This is a genomic window from Conexibacter sp. CPCC 205762 (genome assembly GCF_030646155.1).
Classification (GTDB): domain Bacteria; phylum Actinomycetota; class Thermoleophilia; order Solirubrobacterales; family Solirubrobacteraceae; genus Conexibacter.
On record NZ_JAUTDN010000008.1, the window covers coordinates 118,296 to 139,940 of the forward strand.

21 protein-coding genes are annotated in these 21,645 nt (G+C 72.5%); 13 read left to right on the forward strand and 8 right to left on the reverse strand.

The annotated features are described in order from the left end of the window. Positions 1–3: 3 nt before the first annotated feature. Entirely contained in the window at positions 4–1,161 is a 1,158-nt protein-coding gene (locus tag Q7L73_RS10035) for an ABC transporter ATP-binding protein (protein WP_304689225.1), read from the reverse strand. Between the two features lie 190 nt (positions 1,162–1,351). Here Q7L73_RS10035 and Q7L73_RS10040 point away from each other — a divergent pair, with 190 nt between their 5' ends. Next, positions 1,352–4,867, forward strand: coding sequence for a M36 family metallopeptidase (locus Q7L73_RS10040; RefSeq protein WP_304689223.1), 3,516 nt, complete (start codon positions 1,352–1,354; stop codon positions 4,865–4,867). A gap of 19 nt (positions 4,868–4,886) precedes the next feature. Here the strand turns inward: Q7L73_RS10040 and Q7L73_RS10045 are convergent, their stop codons facing one another. Further along, positions 4,887–5,570 (reverse strand): peptidylprolyl isomerase, encoded by a 684-nt coding sequence (locus tag Q7L73_RS10045; protein ID WP_304689220.1) that lies wholly within the window; start codon positions 5,568–5,570, stop codon positions 4,887–4,889. A 26-nt stretch (positions 5,571–5,596) separates the two neighbouring features. Here Q7L73_RS10045 and Q7L73_RS10050 point away from each other — a divergent pair, with 26 nt between their 5' ends. The 5 genes from Q7L73_RS10050 to Q7L73_RS10070 all read left to right on the forward strand — a co-directional run bounded on the left by Q7L73_RS10050 (position 5,597) and on the right by Q7L73_RS10070 (position 10,294). Then, positions 5,597–6,511 carry an HAD-IIA family hydrolase gene (locus Q7L73_RS10050; RefSeq protein ID WP_304689212.1) on the forward strand — a complete coding sequence of 305 codons (915 nt, stop codon included), beginning with the start codon at positions 5,597–5,599 and terminating at the stop codon, positions 6,509–6,511. A 61-nt stretch (positions 6,512–6,572) separates the two neighbouring features. Continuing rightward, the gene (locus Q7L73_RS10055; protein ID WP_304689210.1) at positions 6,573–7,442 is read left to right on the forward strand and encodes a diacylglycerol kinase family protein; all 870 of its coding nucleotides are present in this window, start codon (positions 6,573–6,575) and stop codon (positions 7,440–7,442) included. After that, a complete protein-coding gene (locus Q7L73_RS10060; RefSeq protein WP_304689207.1) occupies positions 7,442–8,821 on the forward strand; it encodes a Mur ligase family protein in 1,380 nt (459 codons plus the stop codon). The genes Q7L73_RS10055 and Q7L73_RS10060 overlap by 1 nt, the downstream gene beginning before the upstream one ends. A gap of 2 nt (positions 8,822–8,823) precedes the next feature. Further along, positions 8,824–9,573: a bifunctional 2-polyprenyl-6-hydroxyphenol methylase/3-demethylubiquinol 3-O-methyltransferase UbiG gene (locus Q7L73_RS10065; RefSeq protein ID WP_304689205.1), complete on the forward strand. Its 750-nt coding sequence runs from the start codon at positions 8,824–8,826 to the stop codon at positions 9,571–9,573. Next, positions 9,566–10,294: a type 1 glutamine amidotransferase gene (locus tag Q7L73_RS10070; protein WP_304689202.1), complete on the forward strand. Its 729-nt coding sequence runs from the start codon at positions 9,566–9,568 to the stop codon at positions 10,292–10,294. The genes Q7L73_RS10065 and Q7L73_RS10070 overlap by 8 nt, the downstream gene beginning before the upstream one ends. A 54-nt stretch (positions 10,295–10,348) precedes the next feature. Here Q7L73_RS10070 and Q7L73_RS10075 read toward each other — a convergent pair whose 3' ends face one another. From Q7L73_RS10075 to Q7L73_RS10090, 4 genes are all read right to left on the reverse strand, one after another. Then, entirely contained in the window at positions 10,349–11,095 is a 747-nt protein-coding gene (locus Q7L73_RS10075) for an SOS response-associated peptidase (protein ID WP_304689199.1), read from the reverse strand. A 71-nt stretch (positions 11,096–11,166) separates the two neighbouring features. Beyond that, entirely contained in the window at positions 11,167–11,772 is a 606-nt protein-coding gene (locus Q7L73_RS10080; RefSeq protein ID WP_304689197.1) for a hypothetical protein, read from the reverse strand. Between the two features lie 56 nt (positions 11,773–11,828). Further along, complete coding sequence (locus Q7L73_RS10085; RefSeq protein ID WP_304689194.1) at positions 11,829–12,689, reverse strand: 3D domain-containing protein; 861 nt, start codon at positions 12,687–12,689, stop codon at positions 11,829–11,831. A gap of 65 nt (positions 12,690–12,754) precedes the next feature. Continuing rightward, positions 12,755–13,192: a Fur family transcriptional regulator gene (locus Q7L73_RS10090; RefSeq protein WP_304689191.1), complete on the reverse strand. Its 438-nt coding sequence runs from the start codon at positions 13,190–13,192 to the stop codon at positions 12,755–12,757. 104 nt (positions 13,193–13,296) lie between these two features. On the opposite strand from Q7L73_RS10090, the gene Q7L73_RS10095 reads away from it, so the two are divergent. From Q7L73_RS10095 to Q7L73_RS10105, 3 genes are all read left to right on the forward strand, one after another. Continuing rightward, positions 13,297–14,403: an alcohol dehydrogenase catalytic domain-containing protein gene (locus Q7L73_RS10095; protein WP_304689189.1), complete on the forward strand. Its 1,107-nt coding sequence runs from the start codon at positions 13,297–13,299 to the stop codon at positions 14,401–14,403. Between the two features lie 174 nt (positions 14,404–14,577). After that, the gene (locus tag Q7L73_RS10100; RefSeq protein ID WP_304689186.1) at positions 14,578–15,168 is read left to right on the forward strand and encodes a hypothetical protein; all 591 of its coding nucleotides are present in this window, start codon (positions 14,578–14,580) and stop codon (positions 15,166–15,168) included. Between the two features lie 101 nt (positions 15,169–15,269). Continuing rightward, positions 15,270–15,878: a hypothetical protein gene (locus Q7L73_RS10105; protein ID WP_304689184.1), complete on the forward strand. Its 609-nt coding sequence runs from the start codon at positions 15,270–15,272 to the stop codon at positions 15,876–15,878. 1 nt (position 15,879) lies between these two features. Here the strand turns inward: Q7L73_RS10105 and Q7L73_RS10110 are convergent, their stop codons facing one another. Then, positions 15,880–16,869, reverse strand: a complete 990-nt coding sequence (locus Q7L73_RS10110; RefSeq protein ID WP_304689182.1) for an aldo/keto reductase — start codon at positions 16,867–16,869, stop codon at positions 15,880–15,882. Between the two features lie 50 nt (positions 16,870–16,919). On the opposite strand from Q7L73_RS10110, the gene Q7L73_RS10115 reads away from it, so the two are divergent. After that, positions 16,920–18,194, forward strand: coding sequence for an MFS transporter (locus tag Q7L73_RS10115; protein WP_304689180.1), 1,275 nt, complete (start codon positions 16,920–16,922; stop codon positions 18,192–18,194). Positions 18,195–18,203: 9 nt separating this feature from the next. On the opposite strand, the gene Q7L73_RS10120 is transcribed toward Q7L73_RS10115, so the two are convergent. Further along, entirely contained in the window at positions 18,204–18,638 is a 435-nt protein-coding gene (locus Q7L73_RS10120; protein ID WP_304689178.1) for a septal ring lytic transglycosylase RlpA family protein, read from the reverse strand. Positions 18,639–18,705: 67 nt separating this feature from the next. Here Q7L73_RS10120 and Q7L73_RS10125 point away from each other — a divergent pair, with 67 nt between their 5' ends. The 3 genes from Q7L73_RS10125 to Q7L73_RS10135 form a co-directional block, all read left to right on the forward strand. Next, the gene (locus Q7L73_RS10125; RefSeq protein ID WP_304689176.1) at positions 18,706–20,682 is read left to right on the forward strand and encodes an MFS transporter; all 1,977 of its coding nucleotides are present in this window, start codon (positions 18,706–18,708) and stop codon (positions 20,680–20,682) included. Between the two features lie 33 nt (positions 20,683–20,715). Continuing rightward, positions 20,716–20,997 (forward strand): DUF427 domain-containing protein, encoded by a 282-nt coding sequence (locus Q7L73_RS10130; RefSeq protein WP_304689174.1) that lies wholly within the window; start codon positions 20,716–20,718, stop codon positions 20,995–20,997. 86 nt (positions 20,998–21,083) lie between these two features. Beyond that, positions 21,084–21,645, forward strand: a 562-nt coding sequence (locus Q7L73_RS10135) for a wax ester/triacylglycerol synthase domain-containing protein (RefSeq protein WP_304715539.1), incomplete at its 3' end; no start/stop codon positions are given.

Genomic DNA, 21,645 nt, shown 5'->3' on the forward strand with positions numbered 1-21,645 from the left:
CGGCTACCCCGGCGGGCGCAGCGCGTCGCTGATCAGCTCGAGCGAGACGAGCCCGGCCAGCCTGCCGTCGTCCTCGACGACCACGAGCGGGCGGTTGCGGTCGGCGACGACGAGCGAGAGCGCGTCCCGCAGCGAGGTCGAGCGGCCGCCGATCGCGGCGAGCGGGTCGGCGTCGTCGGCGGAGACCGGCTGGCCGTTGAGCCGCGCGACCGGCAGCCGGCCGAGCGGCTTCTCGCCGCCGTCGAGCACGACGACCTCCTCGACGCCGTGGTCGGCGGCGCGGCGGCGCGCCTCCTCGGCCGGGTCGCCGACCTTCACGACGACGCCGTCGGTCAGCTCGATGTCGCCGAGATGGCTGAGCGTCAGCCGCTTGAGGCCGCGGTCGGCGCCGACGAACTTGGCGACGAACTCGTCGGCCGGCGCGGCCAACAGCTCGTCCGGCGTGGCGTATTGCGCCAGCCTGCCGCCCTCGCGCATGATCGCGATCCGGTCGCCCATCTTGATCGCCTCGTCGATGTCGTGGGTGACGAAGACGATCGTCTTGCGGATCTCCCGCTGCAGCCGCAGGAACTCGTCCTGCAGCCGCTCGCGGTTGATCGGGTCGATCGCGCCGAACGGCTCGTCCATCAGCATCAGCGGCGGGTCTGCGGCGAGCGCGCGGGCGACGCCGACGCGCTGGCGCTGCCCGCCGGACAGCTGCGACGGGTAGCGCGCGCCCATCTCGGCCGGCAGCCCGACCAGCTCCAGCAGCTCGGTCACGCGCGCGGCGATGCGGCGCTTGTCCCAGCCGAGCAGCTTCGGCACCGTCGCGATGTTCTGCGCGATCGTCTGGTGCGGGAAGAGGCCGATCTGCTGGATCACGTAGCCGATCTCGCGCCGCAGCTCGGCGGGCTTGCGGTCGTTGACGGAGCGGCCGTCGAGCAGGATCTCGCCGGAGCTGAGGTCGATCATGCGGTTGACGAGCCGCATCGCGGTCGTCTTGCCGCAGCCGGACGGCCCGACGAGCACGCAGATCTCGCCGGCCGGGACCTCGAAGGAGAGGTCCTCGATCGCTGCGCCGTCGGCACCGGGATAGCGCTTGCCGACATGCCGGAATTCCAGCGGGGCCGCGCTTGGGTAGGCCGTAGGCCCCTCGGTCTGGGCGGTGTTCTCGCTGTTCACAGAGCAGGCTCCCTGTGGGAGGGAACGACCCAGTCTAGCCTTCGCCCGGACGCCACGACGCAAACGAGCGTTGGCGCGCCAGCGGTCGTTTTGCTGACGAGATGTGTTGGAATCGCTCAAGCGCATCGTCGTCGTGCCGATCACGCGTAGAGCGCCTCCGTCAGCCCGTGCCGTCCGAGGAACACACCCCGTGAACCGATCCCGTCGCCGTCCACGCCGACCCCTGCCGGTCGCGCCGCTGCTGGCCGCGACGGCGGCCGCGCTCGCTCCGGCGGCGCTGACGACGGGGATCGCGCAGGCCGCCGGCAGCGGTCAGCAGCAGACCGGGCAGGCGCCCTACGACGTGCGCGCGGCGCTGCCGCAGAACGATCCGGCCGCGCCTGGCGCGGCGGCGACCGCGCTGACGCGCCAGCTCGGCCCGCAGGCGGTCGTGACGCTCGACCCGGCGACCGGCACCCCGCGCCAGGTCGGCCGCACCGACGGCGCGCTGACCGGCCGCAGCGGCGCCGCCCCGGCGACGATCGCGCTCGACTGGGTGCGCGCCCACGAGCGCCTCTTCGGCCTCGGCGACGCCGAGCTGGCCGCGCTCTCGGCGCCGGCCGCGACGACGACGCCCTCCGGAATCCGCGTGCTCAGCTGGACCCAGACCTACCGCGGCCTGCCGGTGCTCGGCGCCGGCCTGCGCGCCGCCGTCGCCGCCGACGGGCGGCTGCTGACGGTCGGCGGCGCGCCGCTGGCCGACGCCTCCGTGCCGACCACGACGCCGGCGGTCGCGAAGCCGGGCGCGATCGCCCGCGCCCGCTCCAGCGCCGGCGCGGACGCCGGCGGCAGCGCCAGGCTCGTGATCTTCGCCGGCGACGACGGCGCGCGGCTGGCCTGGAGCGTGCGCGTCGACGCCGACAGCACGCACCGCTACCGCTACGTCGTCGACGCGACCGACGGCGCCGTGCTCAAGCGCGACAACCTCGTCCGCTTCGCCGACGCGACGGGCAGCGCGACGAGCGTCTGGGACTACGCGCCGAGCGACGACAACGCGCCCAACCCGCGCTACGTCGTGCCGGCGGAGCCCGATCCCGGCGATCCGGACGCGCCGCCCGCCGCGATCGCCCCGTGGGCGCCGCAGCAGCGCAGCTTCGGTGCCGGCTGGATCAGCTCGATCGACGGCTCGAGACTGCAGGGCGAGAACGCGCACGTCTTCTCCGACGTCGACGACGACGACCGCGACGACGCGCTGGAGGAGGTCGCCGCCAACAGACTCGACGGCGACGGCCTGCCGGTGTGGGACTACCCGATGGCGCCGGTGGCGCCGTTCGGCGGCAGCTTCCCGCTCTGCGAGGCGACCTACCCGTGCACCTGGCGCGCGCTCACCGAGCAGGTGCCGGCGGCGAGCTGGAGACGCAACCGCGAGCAGAACGCGACGCAGGTCTTCTGGTTCCTCAACAGCTACAAGGAGTGGCTGCAGACGCCGCCGATCGGCTTCGGCGCCAGCAGCGACGAGAACTTCTCCGGCGCCGACCCGGTGATCGGCCAGACCAACGACGGCGCCGACCAGAGCATCGCGGTCAGATTCGGCAACGGCAGAACGGGGGTGATCGACCACCACCCGGACGTCAACCATCTCAACAACGCGAACATGTACACGCCGCCCAACGGCCAGTCGCCGACGATGCAGATGTACCTCTTCTACGGCGGCGGGATCGCCCCCGACGCCAACGGCGGCGACGACGCCTCGATCGTCTTCCACGAGTACACGCACGGCCTCTCCAGCCGCCTCGTGACCGACGGCGACGGCTACCAGGCGCTCAACGCGCCGCAGTCCGGCGCGATGGGCGAGGCGTGGAGCGACTGGTACGCGATGGACTTCCTGACCGCGAGCGGGGCGCAGAAGGACGATCCGGCCGTCGACGGCGAGGTGCTGCTGGCCAGCTACATCAGCGGCGGTCAGACGAGATCGCTGCGCGAGGAGGCGATGGACTGCCCGGTCGACGCGACCGCGAGCAGATCGGACGCCTGCGGCGACGGCGGCTACACCTACGCCGACTACGGCAGAGTGATCGGCAGCTTCGGCCCCGAGGTCCACGCCGACGGCGAGATCTGGGGTCAGACGCTGTGGGACCTGCGGACCGCGCTCGGCGCGACCTACGCCCGCCAGCTGATCACCGACGCGATGCGGATCTCGCCGCCGGAGCCGTCGTTCCTCGACATGCGCGACGCGATCCTGCTCGCCGACCGCGCCGCCGGCGGCAGCGGCCACGACCAGATCTGGCAGGTCTTCGCCGATCGCGGGATGGGCTACTTCGCGACGACCGAGGGCGCCTGGGACCCGGCGCCGACGGCCGACTTCCACCTCCCGCCGGCCGACGAGGGCGCCGCCGTGACGACCGTCAGCGGCACCGTCACCGACGCCGACAGCGGCCAGCCGGTCGCGGGCGTGGTCGTCTCGCTGCCGGGCCAGACCAACCGCAGCGACGACACCGACGCCAACGGCCACTACGAGATCCCCAACGCGCTCGACGGCTTCAGCTACCCGCGGATCGTCGCCACCCGCAACGGCTACGACGACGCGACCGGCCCGCCGGTCGACCTCGCCGGCGGCGCCGTCAGCGGCGTCAACCTGCAGGTGCGGCGCAACTGGGCGCTCTACTCGGGCGGCACGACGGTCGACTTGGCGCAGCTGACCGGACCGGACCTGACCGCGCTCAACTGCGGGCCGGAGTACGCGATCGACGGCACGCGCGCCAACGGCTGGGGCTCCTACATCCCCAGCTACGACGGCTCCGCGCACGCCGGCTTCGGCTTCCCCGTCGTCGCCAGAGGGCCGCGCAGACTGGTGCTGAGACTGCCGGCGACGATCGACGTGACGAGCTTCGCGATCGATCCGGGCGCCGTCTGCGGCGACGACGACAGCTCCTCGCTCGGCAGCTTCCAGATCGAGACCTCGGTCGACGGCAGCGCTTGGAAGACGGCCGCCAGCCAGACGTTCGGCCGCGCCAACAACCACAGACGCAACAGCGTCCCGGTCAGCGCCAACGCGGCCTCCGGCGTCAGATTCGTGCGGCTGACGATGCTCAGCCCGCAGGGCGGCTCGGGCGGCTCCTCCAGCTACTTCATGGACATGGCCGAGTTCGCGCTCTACGGCACGCCGGTGAGAGCCGTCGACCCGCCCGATCCGCCGGACCCGCCGGACCCGGGCGACCAGGATCCCCCCGGCGGCGGTGGCGGCCAGCAGCCGCCGCCGGTCAAGCAGCCCGATCCGCCCCTGGTGACGAGAGATCCGCCGCAGACGAACCCGACGCCGACCCCGGGCGGCGACCCGAACGCCGACGCGCTGCGGCTGACGAACGCGCAGATCGTGCTGCCGAAGCGGCGCTCGCTCGCGACGCTGCTGAGCCGCAAGGGCGTGCCGCTGCGCCTGCGCGCCAGCCGCCGCGTGAAGGTGACCGCGACCGTGACGCTGCCGGCCGCGACCGCGCGCAAGCTGAGACTGACGAGACAGCGCACGGGCACGGTCGCGATCGCGCGCCTCTCCAACGCCGCGCTCGCCGCCAACCGGGCGACGGTCTTCTACGTCAAGCTGCCGCGCAACACGGCCGCCTGGATCACGCACGCGAAGCTGAAGACGCTGACGTTCGGCGTCGCGATCCTCGCGACCGACAACGCCGGCAAGATCACCAGCAGAATCCTCAGAGCGACCGCGAAGCGCTGAGCGGCGAGGGGCGCCGCCCTCAGTCGTGCGCGATCGTGACGTGCTCTATGACGACCGGGTCGATCGGCGGCGCGCCCTGCGGGTCGCCGTTCTGGACCGGCCGGCTGTCGATCGCGTCGATCACGCCGAGGCCCGCCGTGACGGTGCCGAGCACCGCGTACTGCGCCGGCAGCTGGGCGTCGGCGCCGGTCACGACGAAGAACTGGCTGCCGGAGGTGCCGGCCGGCTCGGCCGCCGTCTTCGCCATCGCGACGACGCCGTGGGTGTATCTCATCCCTCTCGGCGGCGCCTCGTCGATCGTGTAGCCGGGGCCGCCGGGACCCTGGTTGGTCGGGTCGCCGCCCTGGATCACGAACCCTCTTGCGATCCGGTAGAAGGCGAGGCCGTCGTAGAAGCCGGAGCGCGCCAGCTGCGCGAACGAGCCGGTCGTACGCGGCTGGCGGGCGGCGTCGAGCGTGATCTCGAACGTGCCGCAGTTGGTCACGACCGTCGCCGTCCATCTCAGCTGGCCGGACAGCATCGCCGTCGATCTGCGCCGCGCCGGGACCGAGCGCGGCTCCGGCGCCGGCACTCTGCGGCAGACGGCCGCGGTCGTCTCCTGCGTCTGCGCGCCGCCCGATCCGCAGCCTGCCAGAAGCGCCGCCAGCGCCGCCGCGGAGGCGGCTGCGAGCACGGTCGTGGAGGTCGGGAAGGGCGATCGCACGCCGGGCAAGGATAATGCGTGGTCGCGTGCCCCAGACCGTGCCGACCATCACCCCGCTCGTGCGGGCCTACGACCACCTGCTGCTCGACCTCGACGGCTGTCTCTGGGTCGGTGGCACGCCCACGCGCGACGCCCCGCTCGCGCTGCAGACGCTGCGCGAGGCGGGCAAGCGCGTCGCGTTCGTCACCAACGACACCCGCTCCAGCGCCGAGGAGTACGTCCGCAAGCTGTGGTCGCTCGGCTTCCGCGCCTCGCTGGAGGAGGTCGTGACGGTCGGCGGCGCGCTCCAGCACCATCTCTCCGAGCGCCACGGCATGCGCCGCGCGAGCGCCTACGTCGTCGGCACGCCGGCGATCGTCAGACACGTCTCCGACGCCGGCCTGCGCGTCGTCAACGGGATGGCGGAGGCGCCGCACGCGGAGGTCGTCGTCGCCGCCGGCCACGACCGGCTCGTGTTCGAGGAGCTGAAGGTCGCGACGCAGGCGCTGCTGGCCGGCGCCGACTTCATAGCGGCCGGTCGCGACCGCACCTTCCCGATGCCGGACGGCATGTGGCCTGGGACGGGCGCGCTCGTCGCCGCGCTGGAGTACGCCTCCGGCCGCCGCGCGACGACCGTCGGCAAGCCCGAGCCGGAGATATTCGCGACCGCGCTCGACCGCCTCGGCGCCGGCAGAGCGCTCGTCGTCGGCGACCGCCTCGACGTCGACCTCGCCGGCGCCCACGCCGCCGGGCTCGACGGCGCGATCGTGCTGAGCGGCGCGACCAGCCGCGCGGAGGCGGAGACGGCCGGCGCCGACGGCGGCCCGCGCCCGGTCGCGATCGCCGCCGACCTGGCCGAGCTGGTGCTCGGCGAGGCGCCGCCGCTGGCGCCGCTGCCGCCCGCCGCCCCGCCGCAGCCGCCGGACCTGCCGCCGGCCGGCTACGGCCGCGCGGCCGGCTGAGCGCGGCATGCGCCGCATCAGTGCCGTGCCCGTCGGAGCGGCCGGCTAGATTTCCCTGCTCATGGATCGAGACGTCGTCCTGATCGTCAACCCGTCGGCCGGTGGCGGCCGCGTGCAGCGGCTGCTCCCGGGCGTCGAGAGATGGCTGCGCGTGCACGGCGTCGCCTACCGCGTGCAGCGCACGCGCGACATCGAGCACGCGCGCGAGCTGGCCCGCGCCGCCGGCGCCGCCGGCGAGGTCGCGGCGGCCTTCGGCGGCGATGGGATGGTCGGCGCCGTCGCGGGCGCGCTCGCCGGCAGCGACGGCCTGCTGGCGGTGCTGCCGGGCGGCCGCGGCAACGACTTCGCCCGCGCCGCCGGGATCCCGCGCTCGCCGGTCGCCGCCTGCTCCGCCTTCGAGAGCGGCCGCGAGCGGGCGATCGACCTCGGCGAGGTCGACGGCCGCCGCTTCGTCGGGATCGCCTCCTGCGGCTTCGACTCCGACGCCAACCGGATCGCCAACGCGACCCGCATCCCTGGCGCCGCCTCCTACGCCTGGGGCGCGCTGCGGGCGCTGGCGGCGTGGAAGCCGGCGACCTTCGAGCTGACGATCGACGGCGAGGTGCGCTCCTTCAAGGGCTACACGACCGCGGTCGCCAACAGCTCCGTCTACGGTGGAGGGATGTACGTCGCGCCCGCCGCCCAGCTCGACGACGGCCTCTTCGACGTCGTCACCGTCTCCGGCGTCTCGAAGCTGCGCTTCGCGACGCAGCTGCCGAGCGTCTTCAGAGGCGGCCACGTGCGCAACCCCGAGGTCGACGTGCGCCGCGGGGCCGAGGTCAAGATCGTCGCCGACCGTCCCTTCACGCTGTACGCCGACGGCGATCCGATCGCCGCGCTGCCCGCGACCGTCCGGGTGCTGCCGGGCGCGGTTCGCATGCTCGTCCCGTGATGGCGGGGCGGATGCTGGGAGCGAAGCTGGCGCTGGCCCGCACCGCGGGCGCGCTCGCCCGTCGCTCGGGCCGCGGCGGCGGCACCTCGCTGCCGGGCAAGGTGCTGATGAAGCTGGAGCCGCACGCGATCGGCGCGCTCTCCGCCCGCCTGCCGCAGGGCTCGGTCGCGATCTCGGCGACCAACGGCAAGACGACGACCGCCGCGATGGTCGCGGCGATCCTCGAGCGCAGGGGAACCCGCCTGGTCCACAACAAGGCCGGCGCGAACATGGCCGGCGGGATCGCCGCGACACTGATGGGCGCCGCCAGGGGCGGGCGGATCGACGGCCAGCTCGGCCTGTTCGAGATCGACGAGTTCTGGCTTGGGCAGCTCGTCGACGAGCTGAAGCCGCGCAAGCTGCTGCTCGGCAACCTCTTCCGCGACCAGCTCGACCGCTACGGCGAGCTGGAGACGATCGCCGACCGCTGGGCCGAGATCGTCGCCGCCAACGGCAGAACGACGCAGCTGATACTGAACGCCGACGACCCGCTCGTCGCCGACCTCGGCCGCCAGCAGCCGCGCGTCGTCTACTTCGGCGTCGAGGACGACGCGATGGCGCTGCCGCAGATGCAGCACGCCTCCGACTCCAAGCACTGCCGCAGATGCGGCCACGCCTACGAGTACGACGCCGTCTACCTCGGCCACCTCGGCCGCTACCACTGCCCCAACTGCGGCCAGCGCCGCCCTGAGCCGCAGGTGACGGCGCGCGAGATCCGCCTCGACGGCACGCGCGGCGCCCGCTTCCTGCTGACCACGCCGACGGCGTCGGGCGAGGTGCGGCTGCCGCTGCCGGGCCTCTACAACGTCTACAACGCGGTCGGCGCGGCCGCGCTCTGCCACGGTCTCGGCGTCCCGTTCGGGACGATCGCCGCAGGCCTGGAGGCGGTCGCCGCCGCCTTCGGCCGCGCCGAGACCGTCTCGCTCGACGGCCGCGACCTGTCGATCCTGCTGATCAAGAACCCGGCCGGCGCCAACGAGGTGCTGCGGACGCTGGCGCTGGAGTCGCAGGCGGTCGACCTGCTCGCCGTGCTGAACGACAACATCGCCGACGGCCGCGACATCTCGTGGGTGTGGGACGCCGACTTCGAGCTGCTCGCCGGCAGAGTGCGGCGCGTCACCTGCGCCGGCACGCGCGCGGCGGAGCTGGCGCTGCGGCTCAAGTACGCCGGCGTCGAGCCGGAGCGGCTGGTGGTCGTGCCGGAGCTGGCGGCGGCGCTGGACGAGGCGCGCGCGGAGGGCGACGGCACGCTGTTCGCGCTGCCGACCTACACCGCGCTGCTGTCGCTGAAGGAGCTGCTGTCGCAGCGCGGCCACGCCCCGGACTACTGGGCCCAGTGAAGATGACCGAATCCCCCGCCACCGCCACCCTCTGGCACGACCTCGAATGCGGTCCCTACGACGCCGACCTGCCGCTGTGGCGCAGGCTGGCGGCGGAGGAGGGCGGGCCGGTGCTCGACCTCGGCGCCGGCACCGGCCGCGTCGCGCTCGACCTTGCGCGTGCCGGCTTCGACGTCGTCGCGCTCGACCTCGAGCAGGAGTTCCTCTGCGCGCTGCGCGCCCGCGCCGACGCCGATCCGGCCGGGATCGGCGCGCGCATCACGACGATCGTCGGCGACGCGCGCGAGTTCGCGCTGCCGGACCGCCGCTTTCCGCTGATCCTCGCGCCGATGCAGACGGTCCAGCTGCTCGGCGGCAGCGCCGGCCGCGGCGCCTTCCTGCGCAGCGTCGCCGCGCACCTCGCGCCCGGCGGTCTGCTGGCGGCCGCGCTCGCGGACGCGCTGGAGGGCTTCGACGCCGAGCACACCGAGCCGCCGCTGCCCGACATCGTCGAGCTCGACGGCTGGGTCCACGTCAGCCAGCCGGTCGCGGTGCGGCCGGGGCCGGAGGGGATCGCGATCGAGCGGATCCGCCAGAGCGTCTCGCCCGACGGCAGACGCTTCGCGGAGGGCGACTCGATCCACCTCGACGCGCTGACGGCCGACCAGCTCACCGCCGAGGGCGTCGCCGCCGGCCTGCGCGACGGCGGCCGCACGCGGATCGAGGCGACCGAGGAGCACGTCGGCTCCGAGGTGGTGCTGCTGCGTGGCTGAGACCCTGCGCGTCTGCGCCCTCTATCCGGAGCTGATGAACATCTACGCCGACCGCGGCAACCTGCTGCTGCTGCAGCGGCGCTGCGAGTGGCGCGGGATCGGCTTCGAGCTGCTCGCCAGCGACCTCGGCGAGGAGCTCGATCCCAACGCCGCCGACCTCTTCTACATCGGCGGCGGCCAGGATCGCGACCAGGCGCTGTGCGCGCGCGACCTCGCCGAGGTCAAGCGCGACGGGATCCACGCCGCCGCCGAGCGCGGCGCCGCGATGCTGGCCGTCTGCGGCGGCTACCAGCTGCTCGGCGGCTCGTACGAGATGGGGGAGGAGACGCTGCCCGGCGTCGGCCTCGCCGACCTCACGACCGTCCGCTCCGACGGCCCGCGGCTGATCGGCAACGTCGCGATCGAGGTCGACCTCGGCGACGGGCCGCGCGTGCTCGCCGGCTTCGAGAACCACGGCGGGCGGACGCATCTCGGCCCCGACGCAACGCCGCTCGGGCGCGTGCTGAAAGGCCACGGCAACGACGGTCAGAGCGGCTTCGAGGGGATCCGCCACGGCAACGTGATCGGCACCTACCTGCACGGCCCGCTGCTGCCGAAGAACGCCTGGCTGGCCGACTGGCTGATCGCCAGAGCGCTCGGCCGCGAGCAGCCGCTGGAGCCGCTCGACGACGCGCTGGAGAACGCCGCGCACGTCGAGGCGCGGCGGGCCGCGGGCGCCTAGCGCCAACCCGCCAGCAGCGCAATCTCTGGGTCTGTCAGACCCAGAGATTGCACGCTAGAACAGGCCTTCCTGCTCGGCGTGCGCGGCGTTGACGGCCTCGGCGAACGCCTTCAGGTCTTGCGGCTCGGCGTCGGCGAGGCAGTCGGGGCCGTCGTATCTGGCGTTGTTGACCGCTCTCGACACCGCCCGGAAGCTCGTCTCCTCGACCGGCAGCGGGTGCAGCAGCCGCAGCAGCTCGTCCTGCGGCCGCTCCGGGTCGAGCCAGACCTGCTCCTCGTCCGGCTCCAGCATCACCGGCATGCGCGGATGGATGCCGTGGATCTTGTCGTTGGCCTCGGTCGTGACGATCGTGCAGGTGCGCAGCCAGGCTCTGTCCTCGTCCTCGATCGCCGGGTCCTTCCAGCCGGTCCAGAGGCCGGCGAAGGCGAACGGGCGGCCGTCGGCGCGCGTGATGTGGAACGGCTGCTTCGCTCTGCCCTGTCTCTGCCACTCGTAGAAGCCGTCGGCGACGATCAGGCAGCGGCGTCTGGCGAACGAGGTGCGGAAGGCCGGCTTCTCGGCGACCGTCTCCGCTCTCGCGTTGATCATGCGGTAGCCGATCGAGGGATCTCTCGCCCACGGCGGCACGAGGCCCCATCTCAGCAGCCGGCCGGTCTGCACGCCCTCGCGCACGCCGATCGTGACGACCTGGTCGCCCGGGGCGACGTTGAAGCGCTGCTCGATCTCGACCGACTCGCCCAGCGGCCAGCGCTGCCGCAGCTCGTCGGCCGTCGTCGTCGCGAGCGTGAACCGTCCGCACATGCCAACAAGGCTACCCGCGAGCTCCCACGGCGGATGGCGCTTCCGCGCGCCGCCGTGGAACTCGCAAAGCGTCAGCCCGCTCTGGCGCGTGCGCGCGACTGCCGGCGTCTGCCGAGCAGCGCGAGGACCGCGAAGACGATCACGATCAGGACGATGCCGAGCAGCAGCCCGCCGAGCGTGCCGACGCCGCCGAACGGCAGCGAGACGAGCTTCGCGAGGCCGAAGCCGACCGCGAGCAGCACGATCACTATGCCGAGCACGATCGCGAAGCCGCGCAGGCGGGCTATCAGCGACGAGCCGGGCGGCGGCGCGAGCAGCCCCATGAACTGGAGCAGCAGCAGCTGCCGGTTGCTCGGCGGTCTCTGCCCGAGCTTCTGCACCGCGGTCTTGAGGTCGCCCGCGCGGCGCTCGGCGAGCGCGATCGACGCGTCCGCCATCCGCCGCAGCTGCTGGCGCTCCTGCGGCCGCGCGGCGGCTATCGCTCTGGAGTAGTAGCTGCGCGTCGCTCTCGCGTCGTAGCGCTCCGCGGCTCGTGCGCCGAGGATCGCCAGCGCGGCGGCCTTGAATCTGGTCTCCGCTTCCAGCTGCTCGTCGGTGCGCGACTCGAGCGCCTGCATCGCGGCCAACGAGCCGCGCTGCTCCATGCGCATCGGGCGCTGCTTCTGCTGCTTCGCCATAGGGCGAAGAGTCTAGATGGAAGCCGCGGCGCCCGCGCCCGGCCTCGCGGCGGCCGTCAGCCAGCGGAGGCGCCGCCGGACGGGTCTCTCGTGACCGCCGGCGCCTGCGGGACCGGCACGCTCGGCTCCGGCGTGTCTGTGCCCTGCGATCTCGGCGGCGCGCTGGAGGCCGCCTTCGAGCCCGGCGGCTGCACGTAGACGCGCTGGTCCTGCAGGTAGTTGCCGCCGATGTCGGCGCGCGCGGGCGGGGTCCGGTAGACGTCGATGTGTCTGCCGATGATCGCGCCGCCGGTGTCCTGCGCGGTGAACCAGCCGCCGCCGGCGCTGGTGCGGTAAGCGGCGATGTAGACGCGGCTGCCGAGCGGGATCAGGTCTGGGTCGACGGCGACCGAGCGGTAGTACTTGAGCGGCCGCGACGGGCCGGTGGAGAAGGAGACGCCCGGCAGGTCGCGGTATCTGACGCCGCGCCCGTTGGACCAGCCGCCGCCGTCGAGCGGGAAGGTGACGTACTTCGTCTTCGACAGCCAGTAGCCGCCGGCGCGCCAGAACGGGCTGCCGCCCTTCCAGCCCTTGTGACCGGGGACGCTCGCCTTGCCGCGCTCGGTCACCCAGCCGCCGTTGCCGAGCCCGGAGATGTGGTACCGCTCACCGTCGAGGCCGACGCCGTCGCCCTCCATCGAGAGCCCGGTCGAGGAGTACAGCCAGTCGATCCGCGAGAGGCGGTCCAGCCCCGGCGTCTGCACCTTCTTGCCGACGAACCACCACTCCGGCGCCGGGTAGTACTCGGTCACGTCGACGTCTCTCAGCCAGCCGGCTCTCTTGATCGGCTTGGCGGAGGCCGGCGCGGCGGCGACGAGCGCCAGCGCCGCGATGGCGGCAAGGAGTGTGCGGGTGCGGGTCACGGGACGTTGGAACACCGGATCGCGACGGAAGCTGCGCAGAAAGGCTACGCGATTCGTCGCGCGCATCTGCAACGACGCGCTCAGCTGGCGGCGGCGCAGGCGGCGCAGAGGCCGTCGACGACGACGGCGGCGCGGTCTGGCGCGAAGCCGGCGTCGCGCGCGGCCTGCAGGACGCCGCTCAGCTCGGCTGGGTCGTCGATGTCCTGCACGGCGCCGCAGTCACGGCAGATCGCGTGGTGGTGGTCGACCGTGCGCGAGTCGAACAGGACGGCGCCGCCGCCGGAGTTGAGGCGGCGGACGATCCCGAGCTGCTCGAACAGCTCCAGCGTCGCGTAGACGGTCGGCAGCGAGGTGCCGGGGAGCGTCTGCGTGACGGCGCCGAGGACCTCTTCCGCGGTGACGTGCTGGTCGCGCGAGCGCAGCATCCGGTTGATCACCAGCCGCTGCGAGGTGACGCGCTGACCGCGGGCGCGCAGCAGCTCCGTCAGCTCCGCGTCGATCGACTCAACAGCACTCATCGCCGGCTCATCATACCCGAACGATTTTTAGGGCACCCTTTCTTTTACTCACTTGTCATAGGCGCGCCCTGCACGGCGCGCCGCGCGGATCTAGGATTGGATCCATGGAGATTCGCGCTGCAGTGCTGGAAGAGTTCGGCAGACCGCTCGTCGTGCAGACGGTCGAGCTGGCCGAGCCGCGGGCGGACGAGGTGCTCGTGCGCCTGGTCGCGTGCGGCGTCTGTCACACGGACATGTACACGGCCAGCGGGGCCGATCCGTCGGGCTACGCGCCGTGCGTGCTCGGGCACGAGGGTGCCGGCGTCGTCGAGCGCGTCGGCGCCGACGTGACGCTGGTGAAGCCGGGCGACCACGTCGTGACGCTGTTCTCGCCGCAGTGCGGCGAGTGCGTCCACTGCAAGAGCCCGAAGACCAACCTCTGCATGAAGATCCGCGCGCAGCAGAACGCCGGCTACCTGCCCGACGGCACGACGCGCCTGCAGCGCGACGGCCAGGAGCTGCGCCACTTCATGGGCACGAGCACCTTCGCCGAGTACACGGTGATGCCCGAGATCGCGCTCGCGAAGATCGACCCGGAGGCGCCGCTGGAGGGCGCGGCGCTGTTCGCCTGCGGACTCTCGACCGGCCTCGGCGCGGCGCTCAGAACGGCGAAGGTCGAGCCCGGCTCGACCGCGGTCGTCTTCGGCGCCGGCATGGTCGGCCTCGGCGCCGTCGCCGGCGCGCGGATGGCCGGCGCGGAGCGGATCGTCTGCGTCGACCTCTCGCCCGAGCGGCTGGAGCTGGCCAGAGGCCAGGGCGCGACCGATCTGATCGTCGGCGGCGCCGACACCGTGCAGACGATCCTCGACATGACCGACGGCTTCGGCGCCGACTACACGTTCGAGGCGACCGGCCTCGTGCAGGTGATGAGACAGGCGGTCGAGTCGGCGCGGATGGGCTGGGGCCTCTGCACGGTCGCTGGCGTCGCCGGCAAGGGCGAGCACCTCGAGGTGATCCCGCGCTGGCTGATCCAGGGCCGTCGCATCGCCGGCTCCTCCTTCGGCGGCCTCAAGGGCCGCGACGACGTGCCGGCGCTGATCGACCGCTGGATGGCGGGCGAGATCGACGTCGACCCGTTCATCTCGCATCGCATCACGCTCGACGAGGTCAACAAGGGCTTCGACCTGATGCACGACCAGGACGGCATCCGCAGCGTGATCGAGTTCTCCTGAGCCGGATCGTCGCCGTTCAACGACCCGCCGCGCCCGGCGGGTCGTTGAACGACGGCGCTGAATTGGCGCGTCGGCGGTTCGCGCTCTAAATTAGACTGTCCGCGCTCTGACGCTGACCGGTCGGTGTCCAACATGCAACGAGGGCTCGTCCCTCATGGAGGACATCGAATGCGAATGACGGCCAAAGCCTGTCTCGTCGCGCTCGCGCTGCTGCTGGTCGGCGCCACGACCGCCTCGGCGGCGATAAGAGGCATACAGATACTGACCGGGCTAACCACCCAGACCGGCACGCTCACGTTCAGAGCGAACGCGATGACGTCGGTCTGCAACGTGACAATCACCAAGCAGATGGTGCAGAACCTAGTCCCGGTCATGCCCGGCGTCCTAACGAGAATCGGCCAGGTGACCTCGTGGATCGTCAACAATCCGCTCGACTGCGCGCTGCGGATACTAAACCTGCCGACGACGCTAGGCGGCTTCCCGCCTCCGAGCGGGCCGCTGCCCGGCAGCTGGGACATCAGCTACCTAACGTCTGACCCGCTCACCAACGACCTCTACTTCGGGATCCTAGGCGTGCAGCTCTCACCGTTTGTGGGAACGGCCTGCCTATACCAGGGCACGTTGCTAGGAGCGATCAGAAACAACGGAGCGCTCCTAACGTTCAACAGCACGCTGCCGTCGCTCGCGGGCAACTGCGTCGACGTCACGGTCAGCGGCACGCTGTTCGACAACCCGGCGATTCAGTATGTCCTACTAAACATATAGAAACGATGGTAGGGTTTCCGGTGCAATAGCCGACCGGTCGGTGTCCAGCAGACGAGCGGCCCGCGCCCCGGCGCGGGCCGAAGGGGAGAAAGGACATCGAAATGCGCAAGTCAGCCGTGCTCGGCGCGGTCGTCGCATTCCTGCTGCTCGCAGCCGGAGGCGCGTCCGCGACGACCTTGGGAATAGCCAACCAGACGCCGCTAACGACGCAGGTCGGTCAGTTGCAGTTCGTCGGCGCGACGGTGACGTTCGCCTGTCAAGTGCAGTTGAGAAAGCAATTGATCGTCGGCCTAATACCGGTCGTCTCGTCGCTAACGCGCCTGGGCAAGGTCGCCGCCGGTCAGATCAACTGCCCGGCCGGTGCAGCGAGCTTCCTAAACCTGCCGCCGCAGCTAGGCGGCACGCCGCCGCCCGGTCCGCTGGCGACGAGCTGGGACGTCAGCTTCCTAGCCTCGGACCTAATCACCGGGGAGCTGCTGTTCGGGATCCTAGACTTCCAGGTCAAGCTCCCGAACGGCTGCCTATACCGCGGCACCGTCCTAGGGCGTCTGACGCCCAACGGCGCCACGCTACGGTTCCTCGGCGCCCAGCCGATCCCGCTGTTCATCGGGAGCGCATCGGCCTGCGACCCGCAGATCAGAGTCGTCGGCAACCTCGCCGACAACCCGCCGATCGTCTACACGCTACTAATCGGCGGGCTCGGCGTCTGATTCAGCGGTTGACCGACGACATGTCGGGATAGCGCTCGCCGGCGGCGGCTCCGACCGGGGCCGCCGCGTCGAGCCGGGCGAGGTCGTCGTCGCTGAGCGTGATCGCGGTCGCGGCGACGTTCTCCTCCAGGTATCTGCGCCGCTTCGTGCCGGGGATCGGGGCGACGTCGTCGCCCTGCGCCAGCACCCACGCGAGCGCCAGCTGACCGGGGGTGGCGCCCTTCTCGTCGGCGATCTCGCGCACCCGCTCGACGAGCGCCAGGTTCTGCTCCAGCGCGCCGTCGGCGAAGCGCGGGTTGGCGCGGCGGAAGTCGCCCTCCTCGAGGTCGGCGGCCGATCTGATCGCGCCGGTCAGGAAGCCGCGGCCGAGCGGGGAGTAGGGGACGAAGCCGATCCCCAGCTCGCGCAGCGTCGGCAGGATCTCCGCCTCGGGATCGCGCGACCAGAGCGAGTACTCCGTCTGCAGCGCGCTGATCGGGTGGACGGCGTGCGCGCGGCGGATCGTCTCCGGTCTCGCCTCGCTCAGGCCGAGGTATCTGACCTTGCCGGCCTGCACCAGCTCGGCCATCGCGCCGACCGTCTCCTCGATCGGCGTGTCGGGGTCGACGCGGTGCTGGTAGTAGAGGTCGACGTGGTCGACGCCGAGCCGTCTGAGCGAGGCGTCGATCGCGCTGCGGACGTAGTCGGGGCTGCCGTCGATGCCGCGCACGCTCGGGTCGTCGGGGTCGCGGACTATCCCGAACTTGGTCGCCAGCACGACCTCGTCGCGGCGGCCGGCGAGCGCTCTGCCGACGAGCCGCTCGTTCGTGTGCGGGCCGTACATGTCGGCGGTGTCGAAGAAGGTGACGCCCAGCTCGATCGCGCGGTGGATCGTCGCGATCGCCTCACCCTCGTCGGCGCCGCCGTAGAACTCGGACATCCCCATGCAGCCGAGTCCCTCCTCGGAGACGACGAGTCCCTGCGTGCCGAGTCTGCGCTGAGTCGGTGTCATGGCGTCCTTTCACATCGGGGCGGTGAAATGAGGGTAGCCTCCGCTTAGAGGTGGCCGCGTCCCGGACAACGGCGGAGGAGCACGAGCGGCGGGCGATCTGGCTGCTGGGGCTGCCGACCTTCGCGCTCGCGCTGTCGATCACGGTCGTCACCACCTACCTGCCGCTGATCGCGCAGGAGTTCACCGACAGCTCGATCGTCGTCGGGCTGCTGATCGGCAGCGAGGGGCTGCTGGCGCTCGGGCTGCCGCTCGTCGTGGGCACCTGGTCGGATCAGCTGAAGTCGCCGATCGGCGGGCGGCTGCCGTTCCTGATCGCCGCGACGCCGCCGCTGGCGATCTCGCTCGCGCTGCTCGGCTTCGCCCACTCGCTCGTGATCGCGCTCGGCCTCTGCTGGCTGTTCTTCGCCGCCTACTTCGTCGCGTACGAGCCATACCGCGCGCTCTACCCCGACCTCGTCTCCGACGCCAACGCCGGCAAGTCGCAGAGCGTGCAGGCGATCTGGCGCGGGGCGGCGACCGGCCTGGCGCTCGTCGCCGGCGGCCTGCTGTTCGACCTCGCGCCGTGGGTCCCGTTCGTGACCGCCGCGGTCGTGACGCTTGCGGTGATGGTGATCTTCCTGCGCGCGATGCTGAACGGTCCGCGCCGCAGATGGCACGAGCCGGAGCATCCGAAGCCGCTCGGCGAGGCGGTCCGCGAGCTGCGCTCGCTCGTCGCCGGTCGCAAGGGGCTGCAGGCCTACCTCGTCGCCAACGCGCTGTGGGAGGCGTCGCTGGGGGCGCTGAAGACGTTCGTGCTGCTGTACATCACGGTCGGGCTCGGGATCGAGATCGGCGACGCGGCGCTGATCGTCGGCGCGGGCGCGATATTCGTGCTCGTCGGCGCGGTCGGCAGCGGGCTGCTCGCCGACCGCTACGGCCAGCTGCGGATCCTGCGCGTGACGCTGGTCGTCTACGGCATCGGGCTGCTGGTGCCGGCGGTCACGACCGCGACGCTGCCGATCGTGCTGATCGCGCCGATCGCGGCCTTCGGCGGCGGCGCGCTGATGACGCTGCCCTACGCCTTGCTGATGCCGCACATGCCGGCCGCCGCGCACGGCGCGCTGACCGGCTTCTACAGCCTCAGCCGCGGCGTCGGCACGATGTTCGGCCCGCTGCTGACGGGCATCGCGGTCGAGCTGCTGAAGAGCCCCCTGGACGGCACCAAGGGCTATCAGGCGATGTGGCTCGTCTGCGGCGGGACGGTCCTCGCCAGCCTCTGGTTCGTGCGGTTGATGGCGCGCGCGGCGCCGCAGCTGGAGGAGCCCGACGCGGCGGCCGAGCTGTAGGCGCTCAGCTCAGCGCCGCCAGGCGACCGTCGCCAGCCCGGGGAAGCGCAGCGCATCCGCGGTCGCGCCGGTCAGGTCCCACTCGCGCCCGTCGACGTACGGGCCGCGGTCGATCACCGGCACCGTCACGCTGCGGCCGCGATAGGCGAAGGTGACCGGCGTCCCGCACGGCAGCGTGCGCGAGGCGACGCCGAGCTGACCCTGCTCCAGCACCCCGCCGCAGGCGAGCGCGTCGCCGTAGTCGTCGAAGCGCGAGGCGACCGCGCGCTGCCAGCCGTCGCCGTCCGCCGCGTCCGCCGGCAGCGGGCTCTGCACGAACTCGGCCGCGGCGCCGGCGCGCTCCCCGCGGGCGGCGGAGAGCCCGGCCGCGAAGCCGATCCCGGCGAGCGCCGACAGGACGAGCGCCGCCACGATCCGGCGGCGCAGCACGAGCGAGCGATACATAAGACCTATCGTGATGCCCGAGCGCAATGCTCTGCAACCGGGCGCGGCGGGGTACACCCCAGCCACCATGAGCGCGACAGCGAGCAGATCCGGCCCCGAGCCGGCGGCGGCAGGAGCGGGCATCGGCGAGGTCAGAGTGCGCGCGATCTTCGCCGGGCTGATGCTGGCGCTGCTGCTCGCGTCGCTGGACCAGACGATCGTCGCGACCGCGCTGCCGACGATCGTGCAGGACCTCGGCGGGCTCGAGCACATCTCGTGGGTGACGACCGCCTACCTGCTCGCCTCGACCGCCTCGACGCCGCTGTACGGCAAGCTCGGTGACCTCTACGGCCGCAAGCGCGTCTTCCAGACGGCGATCGTGATCTTCCTGGTCGGCTCGACGCTGTGCGGGCTGAGCCAGTCGATGCTGGAGCTGATCCTCTTCCGCGCGCTGCAGGGGCTCGGCGGCGGAGGCCTGATCGTCGGCGCCCAGGCGATCATCGGCGACGTCGTCTCGCCACGCGAGCGCGGTCGCTACCAGGGGATCTTCGGCGCCGTCTTCGGCGTCTCCAGCGTCGCCGGCCCGCTGATCGGCGGCTTCTTCGTCGAGCATCTGACGTGGCGCTGGATCTTCTACGTCAACCTGCCGATCGGCGCGGTCGCGCTGGCCGTGATCGCGGCGGTGCTGCCGGCCAGCGCCGCGCGCCGCTCGCACGCGATCGACTGGCTCGGCACGGTCCTGATGGCCGGCGGCGTCAGCTGCCTGATCCTGTTCCTGTCGCTCGGCGGCTCGACGCAGCCGTGGGGCTCGCCGCAGTCGGTCGCGCTCGCGGTCGGCGGCGTCGTGCTGACGCTCCTGTTCGTGCTGCAGGAGCGGCGCGCGGCCGAGCCGATCCTGCCGCTGAAGCTGTTCTCCAACCGCGTCTTCGCCGTCTCCAGCGCGATCGGCTTCGTCGTCGGCTTCGGCCTCTTCGGCGCGGTCAGCTTCCTGCCGCTGTTCCTGCAGGTCGTCAACGGCGCCAGCGCGACCGGCTCGGGGCTGGAGCTGGTGCCGCTGATGGCGGGCGTGCTGATCACCTCGATCGCCTCCGGCCAGGTGATCGCGCGGACCGGCCGCTACAAGCCGTTCCCGGTCGCCGGCACGGCGATCGCGGCGGTCGGCTTCGCGCTGCTGTCGACGATGGACGTCGACACGACCGCCGCGCTGCGCTCGCTCTACATGCTCGTGCTCGGCCTCGGGCTGGGGATGACGATGCAGGTGCTCGTGCTGGCGGTGCAGAACGCGGTCGACTACAGCGACCTCGGCGTCGCGACCTCGGGCGCGACCTTCTTCCGCTCGATCGGCGGCTCGTTCGGCGTCGCGATCTTCGGCGCGATCTTCTCCAACCGGCTGCAGTCGGAGCTGCCGGGCGCGAGCAGCAGAGCGCAGGCGTACGCCGACGCGCTCTCGACCGTCTTCGTCGTCGCCGTCGTGGTCGTCGTCGTCGCCTTCCTGCTGACCTTCCTGCTGCGCGAGGTGCCGCTGCGCAGAACGGTCGAGACCTCCGGCGTCGGCGAGGCGTTCGCGGCGCCGAAGCCGGATGCGTCGATCGACGAGATCGCGCGTGCCGTCTCGGTCCTGGCGCGGCGCGACACGCGCCGCCGGATCTACACGCGGCTGGCGGCGCGCGCCGGCGTCGACCTGCCGCCGGCGGCGGTCTGGCTGCTGGGGCGGATCGCCGAGCAGGAGCCGGTCACGCTCGGGCAGCTGGCGGTCAACTGCAACGTCGCGCAGGACCGGCTGAGAGTCGCGCTGGCCGAGCTGGAGGTCGAGCAGCTGGTGCAGGAGTGCGACGTCGACGGCGTGCACGACTGCCCGCTGGTGCTGACCGCCGCCGGGCGCGCCGTCTACGCGCGGCTGGTGACGGCGCGGCGCGAGCGGCTCGCGGAGCTGCTGGAGGGCTGGTCGCCGGAGCAGCACGACGAGCTGGCGGCGCTGCTCGGCAGACTCGCCGACGACCTCGCCCGCGACCCGGGCGACGTGCTCGCGCGGGCGGGCGCGCCGTCGGACGCCGCGCGGACGTGAGCGGCGAGCGCGGGCGCGGGTAGTCTCGACTGCATGAGAGCCATCTGGAACGGAACGACCCTCGCCGAGAGCGACGACACCGTCGTGGTCGAGGGCAACCACTACTTCCCGGCCGAATCGATCGCCAGAGAGCACTTCTCGGCGAGCGACTCGCACACCGTCTGCCCGTGGAAGGGGACCGCCTCCTACTTCGACGTGAGGGTCGACGGCGAGACCAACGCCGACGCCGCCTGGTTCTATCCGGAGCCGAAGGAGGCGGCCGCGGAGATCAAGGACCACGTCGCCTTCTGGAGAGGCGTCGAGGTCGTCGCGTAGCCCTTTCGCCAGCCGGAGGAAGGGCGTCGGCGGCGCTTGTCCCTCCGGCGCTGGCGAGCGTTCGCGGCGGTGTTGAAGATGCCCGGATGGAGCGGGTGTCCACGGTCAGCGCCGCGCTGCTGCAGCTGGAATCGCGTGCGGGGCAGATGCACGTCGGCTTCCTCGCGCGCGTCGACGCCGGGCCGGGCGGGGCGTCGCTCGACGTGGAGGTGCTGCGCCAACGGATCGCGCGGCGGCTGGAGCGGACGCCGCGGCTGCGCCAGGTCGTCGCGCCGATCGGCGAGCGCGACGGGCGGCTCGTCTGGCGCCAGCAGCGCGACTTCGCGCTCGCGCGCCACGTTTCCGTCTGCGACGCGCCGGTCGGCGGGGAGGAGCAGCTGCGCGCCGTCGTCGACGCCTTCCTCGCACGCGAGCTGGAGCGCGACCGGCCGCTGTGGCACGTGCTGGTCGTGCCGAGCGCGGGCTCCGGCGGCGCCGCGATCGTCGCCGTCGCCCATCGCGCGCTGTACGCCGACGCCGGCAGCGCCGCCGAGCCGGATCTGCTGCGCGCGCTGATCTTCGACCGCGCGGCGCCGGCGGGCGGCGGGCACGCGGGCGGTGCGGGCGGCGGCGCCCGTGCGGGCGCCGCGGGCGCGGGCGGTGCCTTCG

Excerpts from the sequence above, each read along its gene's own strand:
- Q7L73_RS10055 (WP_304689210.1), top strand. The coding sequence starts at position 6,573 with ATGGATCGAGACGTCGTCCTGATCGTCAACCCGTCGGCCGGTGGCGGC.
- Q7L73_RS10060 (WP_304689207.1), top strand. The coding sequence starts at position 7,442 with ATGGCGGGGCGGATGCTGGGAGCGAAGCTGGCGCTGGCCCGCACCGCG.
- Q7L73_RS10065 (WP_304689205.1), top strand. The coding sequence starts at position 8,824 with ATGACCGAATCCCCCGCCACCGCCACCCTCTGGCACGACCTCGAATGC.
- Q7L73_RS10075 (WP_304689199.1), bottom strand. The coding sequence starts at position 11,095 with ATGTGCGGACGGTTCACGCTCGCGACGACGACGGCCGACGAGCTGCGG.
- Q7L73_RS10080 (WP_304689197.1), bottom strand. The coding sequence starts at position 11,772 with ATGGCGAAGCAGCAGAAGCAGCGCCCGATGCGCATGGAGCAGCGCGGC.
- Q7L73_RS10090 (WP_304689191.1), bottom strand. The coding sequence starts at position 13,192 with ATGAGTGCTGTTGAGTCGATCGACGCGGAGCTGACGGAGCTGCTGCGC.
- Q7L73_RS10095 (WP_304689189.1), top strand. The coding sequence starts at position 13,297 with ATGGAGATTCGCGCTGCAGTGCTGGAAGAGTTCGGCAGACCGCTCGTC.
- Q7L73_RS10100 (WP_304689186.1), top strand. The coding sequence starts at position 14,578 with ATGACGGCCAAAGCCTGTCTCGTCGCGCTCGCGCTGCTGCTGGTCGGC.
- Q7L73_RS10105 (WP_304689184.1), top strand. The coding sequence starts at position 15,270 with ATGCGCAAGTCAGCCGTGCTCGGCGCGGTCGTCGCATTCCTGCTGCTC.
- Q7L73_RS10110 (WP_304689182.1), bottom strand. The coding sequence starts at position 16,869 with ATGACACCGACTCAGCGCAGACTCGGCACGCAGGGACTCGTCGTCTCC.
- Q7L73_RS10120 (WP_304689178.1), bottom strand. The coding sequence starts at position 18,638 with ATGTATCGCTCGCTCGTGCTGCGCCGCCGGATCGTGGCGGCGCTCGTC.
- Q7L73_RS10125 (WP_304689176.1), top strand. The coding sequence starts at position 18,706 with ATGAGCGCGACAGCGAGCAGATCCGGCCCCGAGCCGGCGGCGGCAGGA.
- Q7L73_RS10130 (WP_304689174.1), top strand. The coding sequence starts at position 20,716 with ATGAGAGCCATCTGGAACGGAACGACCCTCGCCGAGAGCGACGACACC.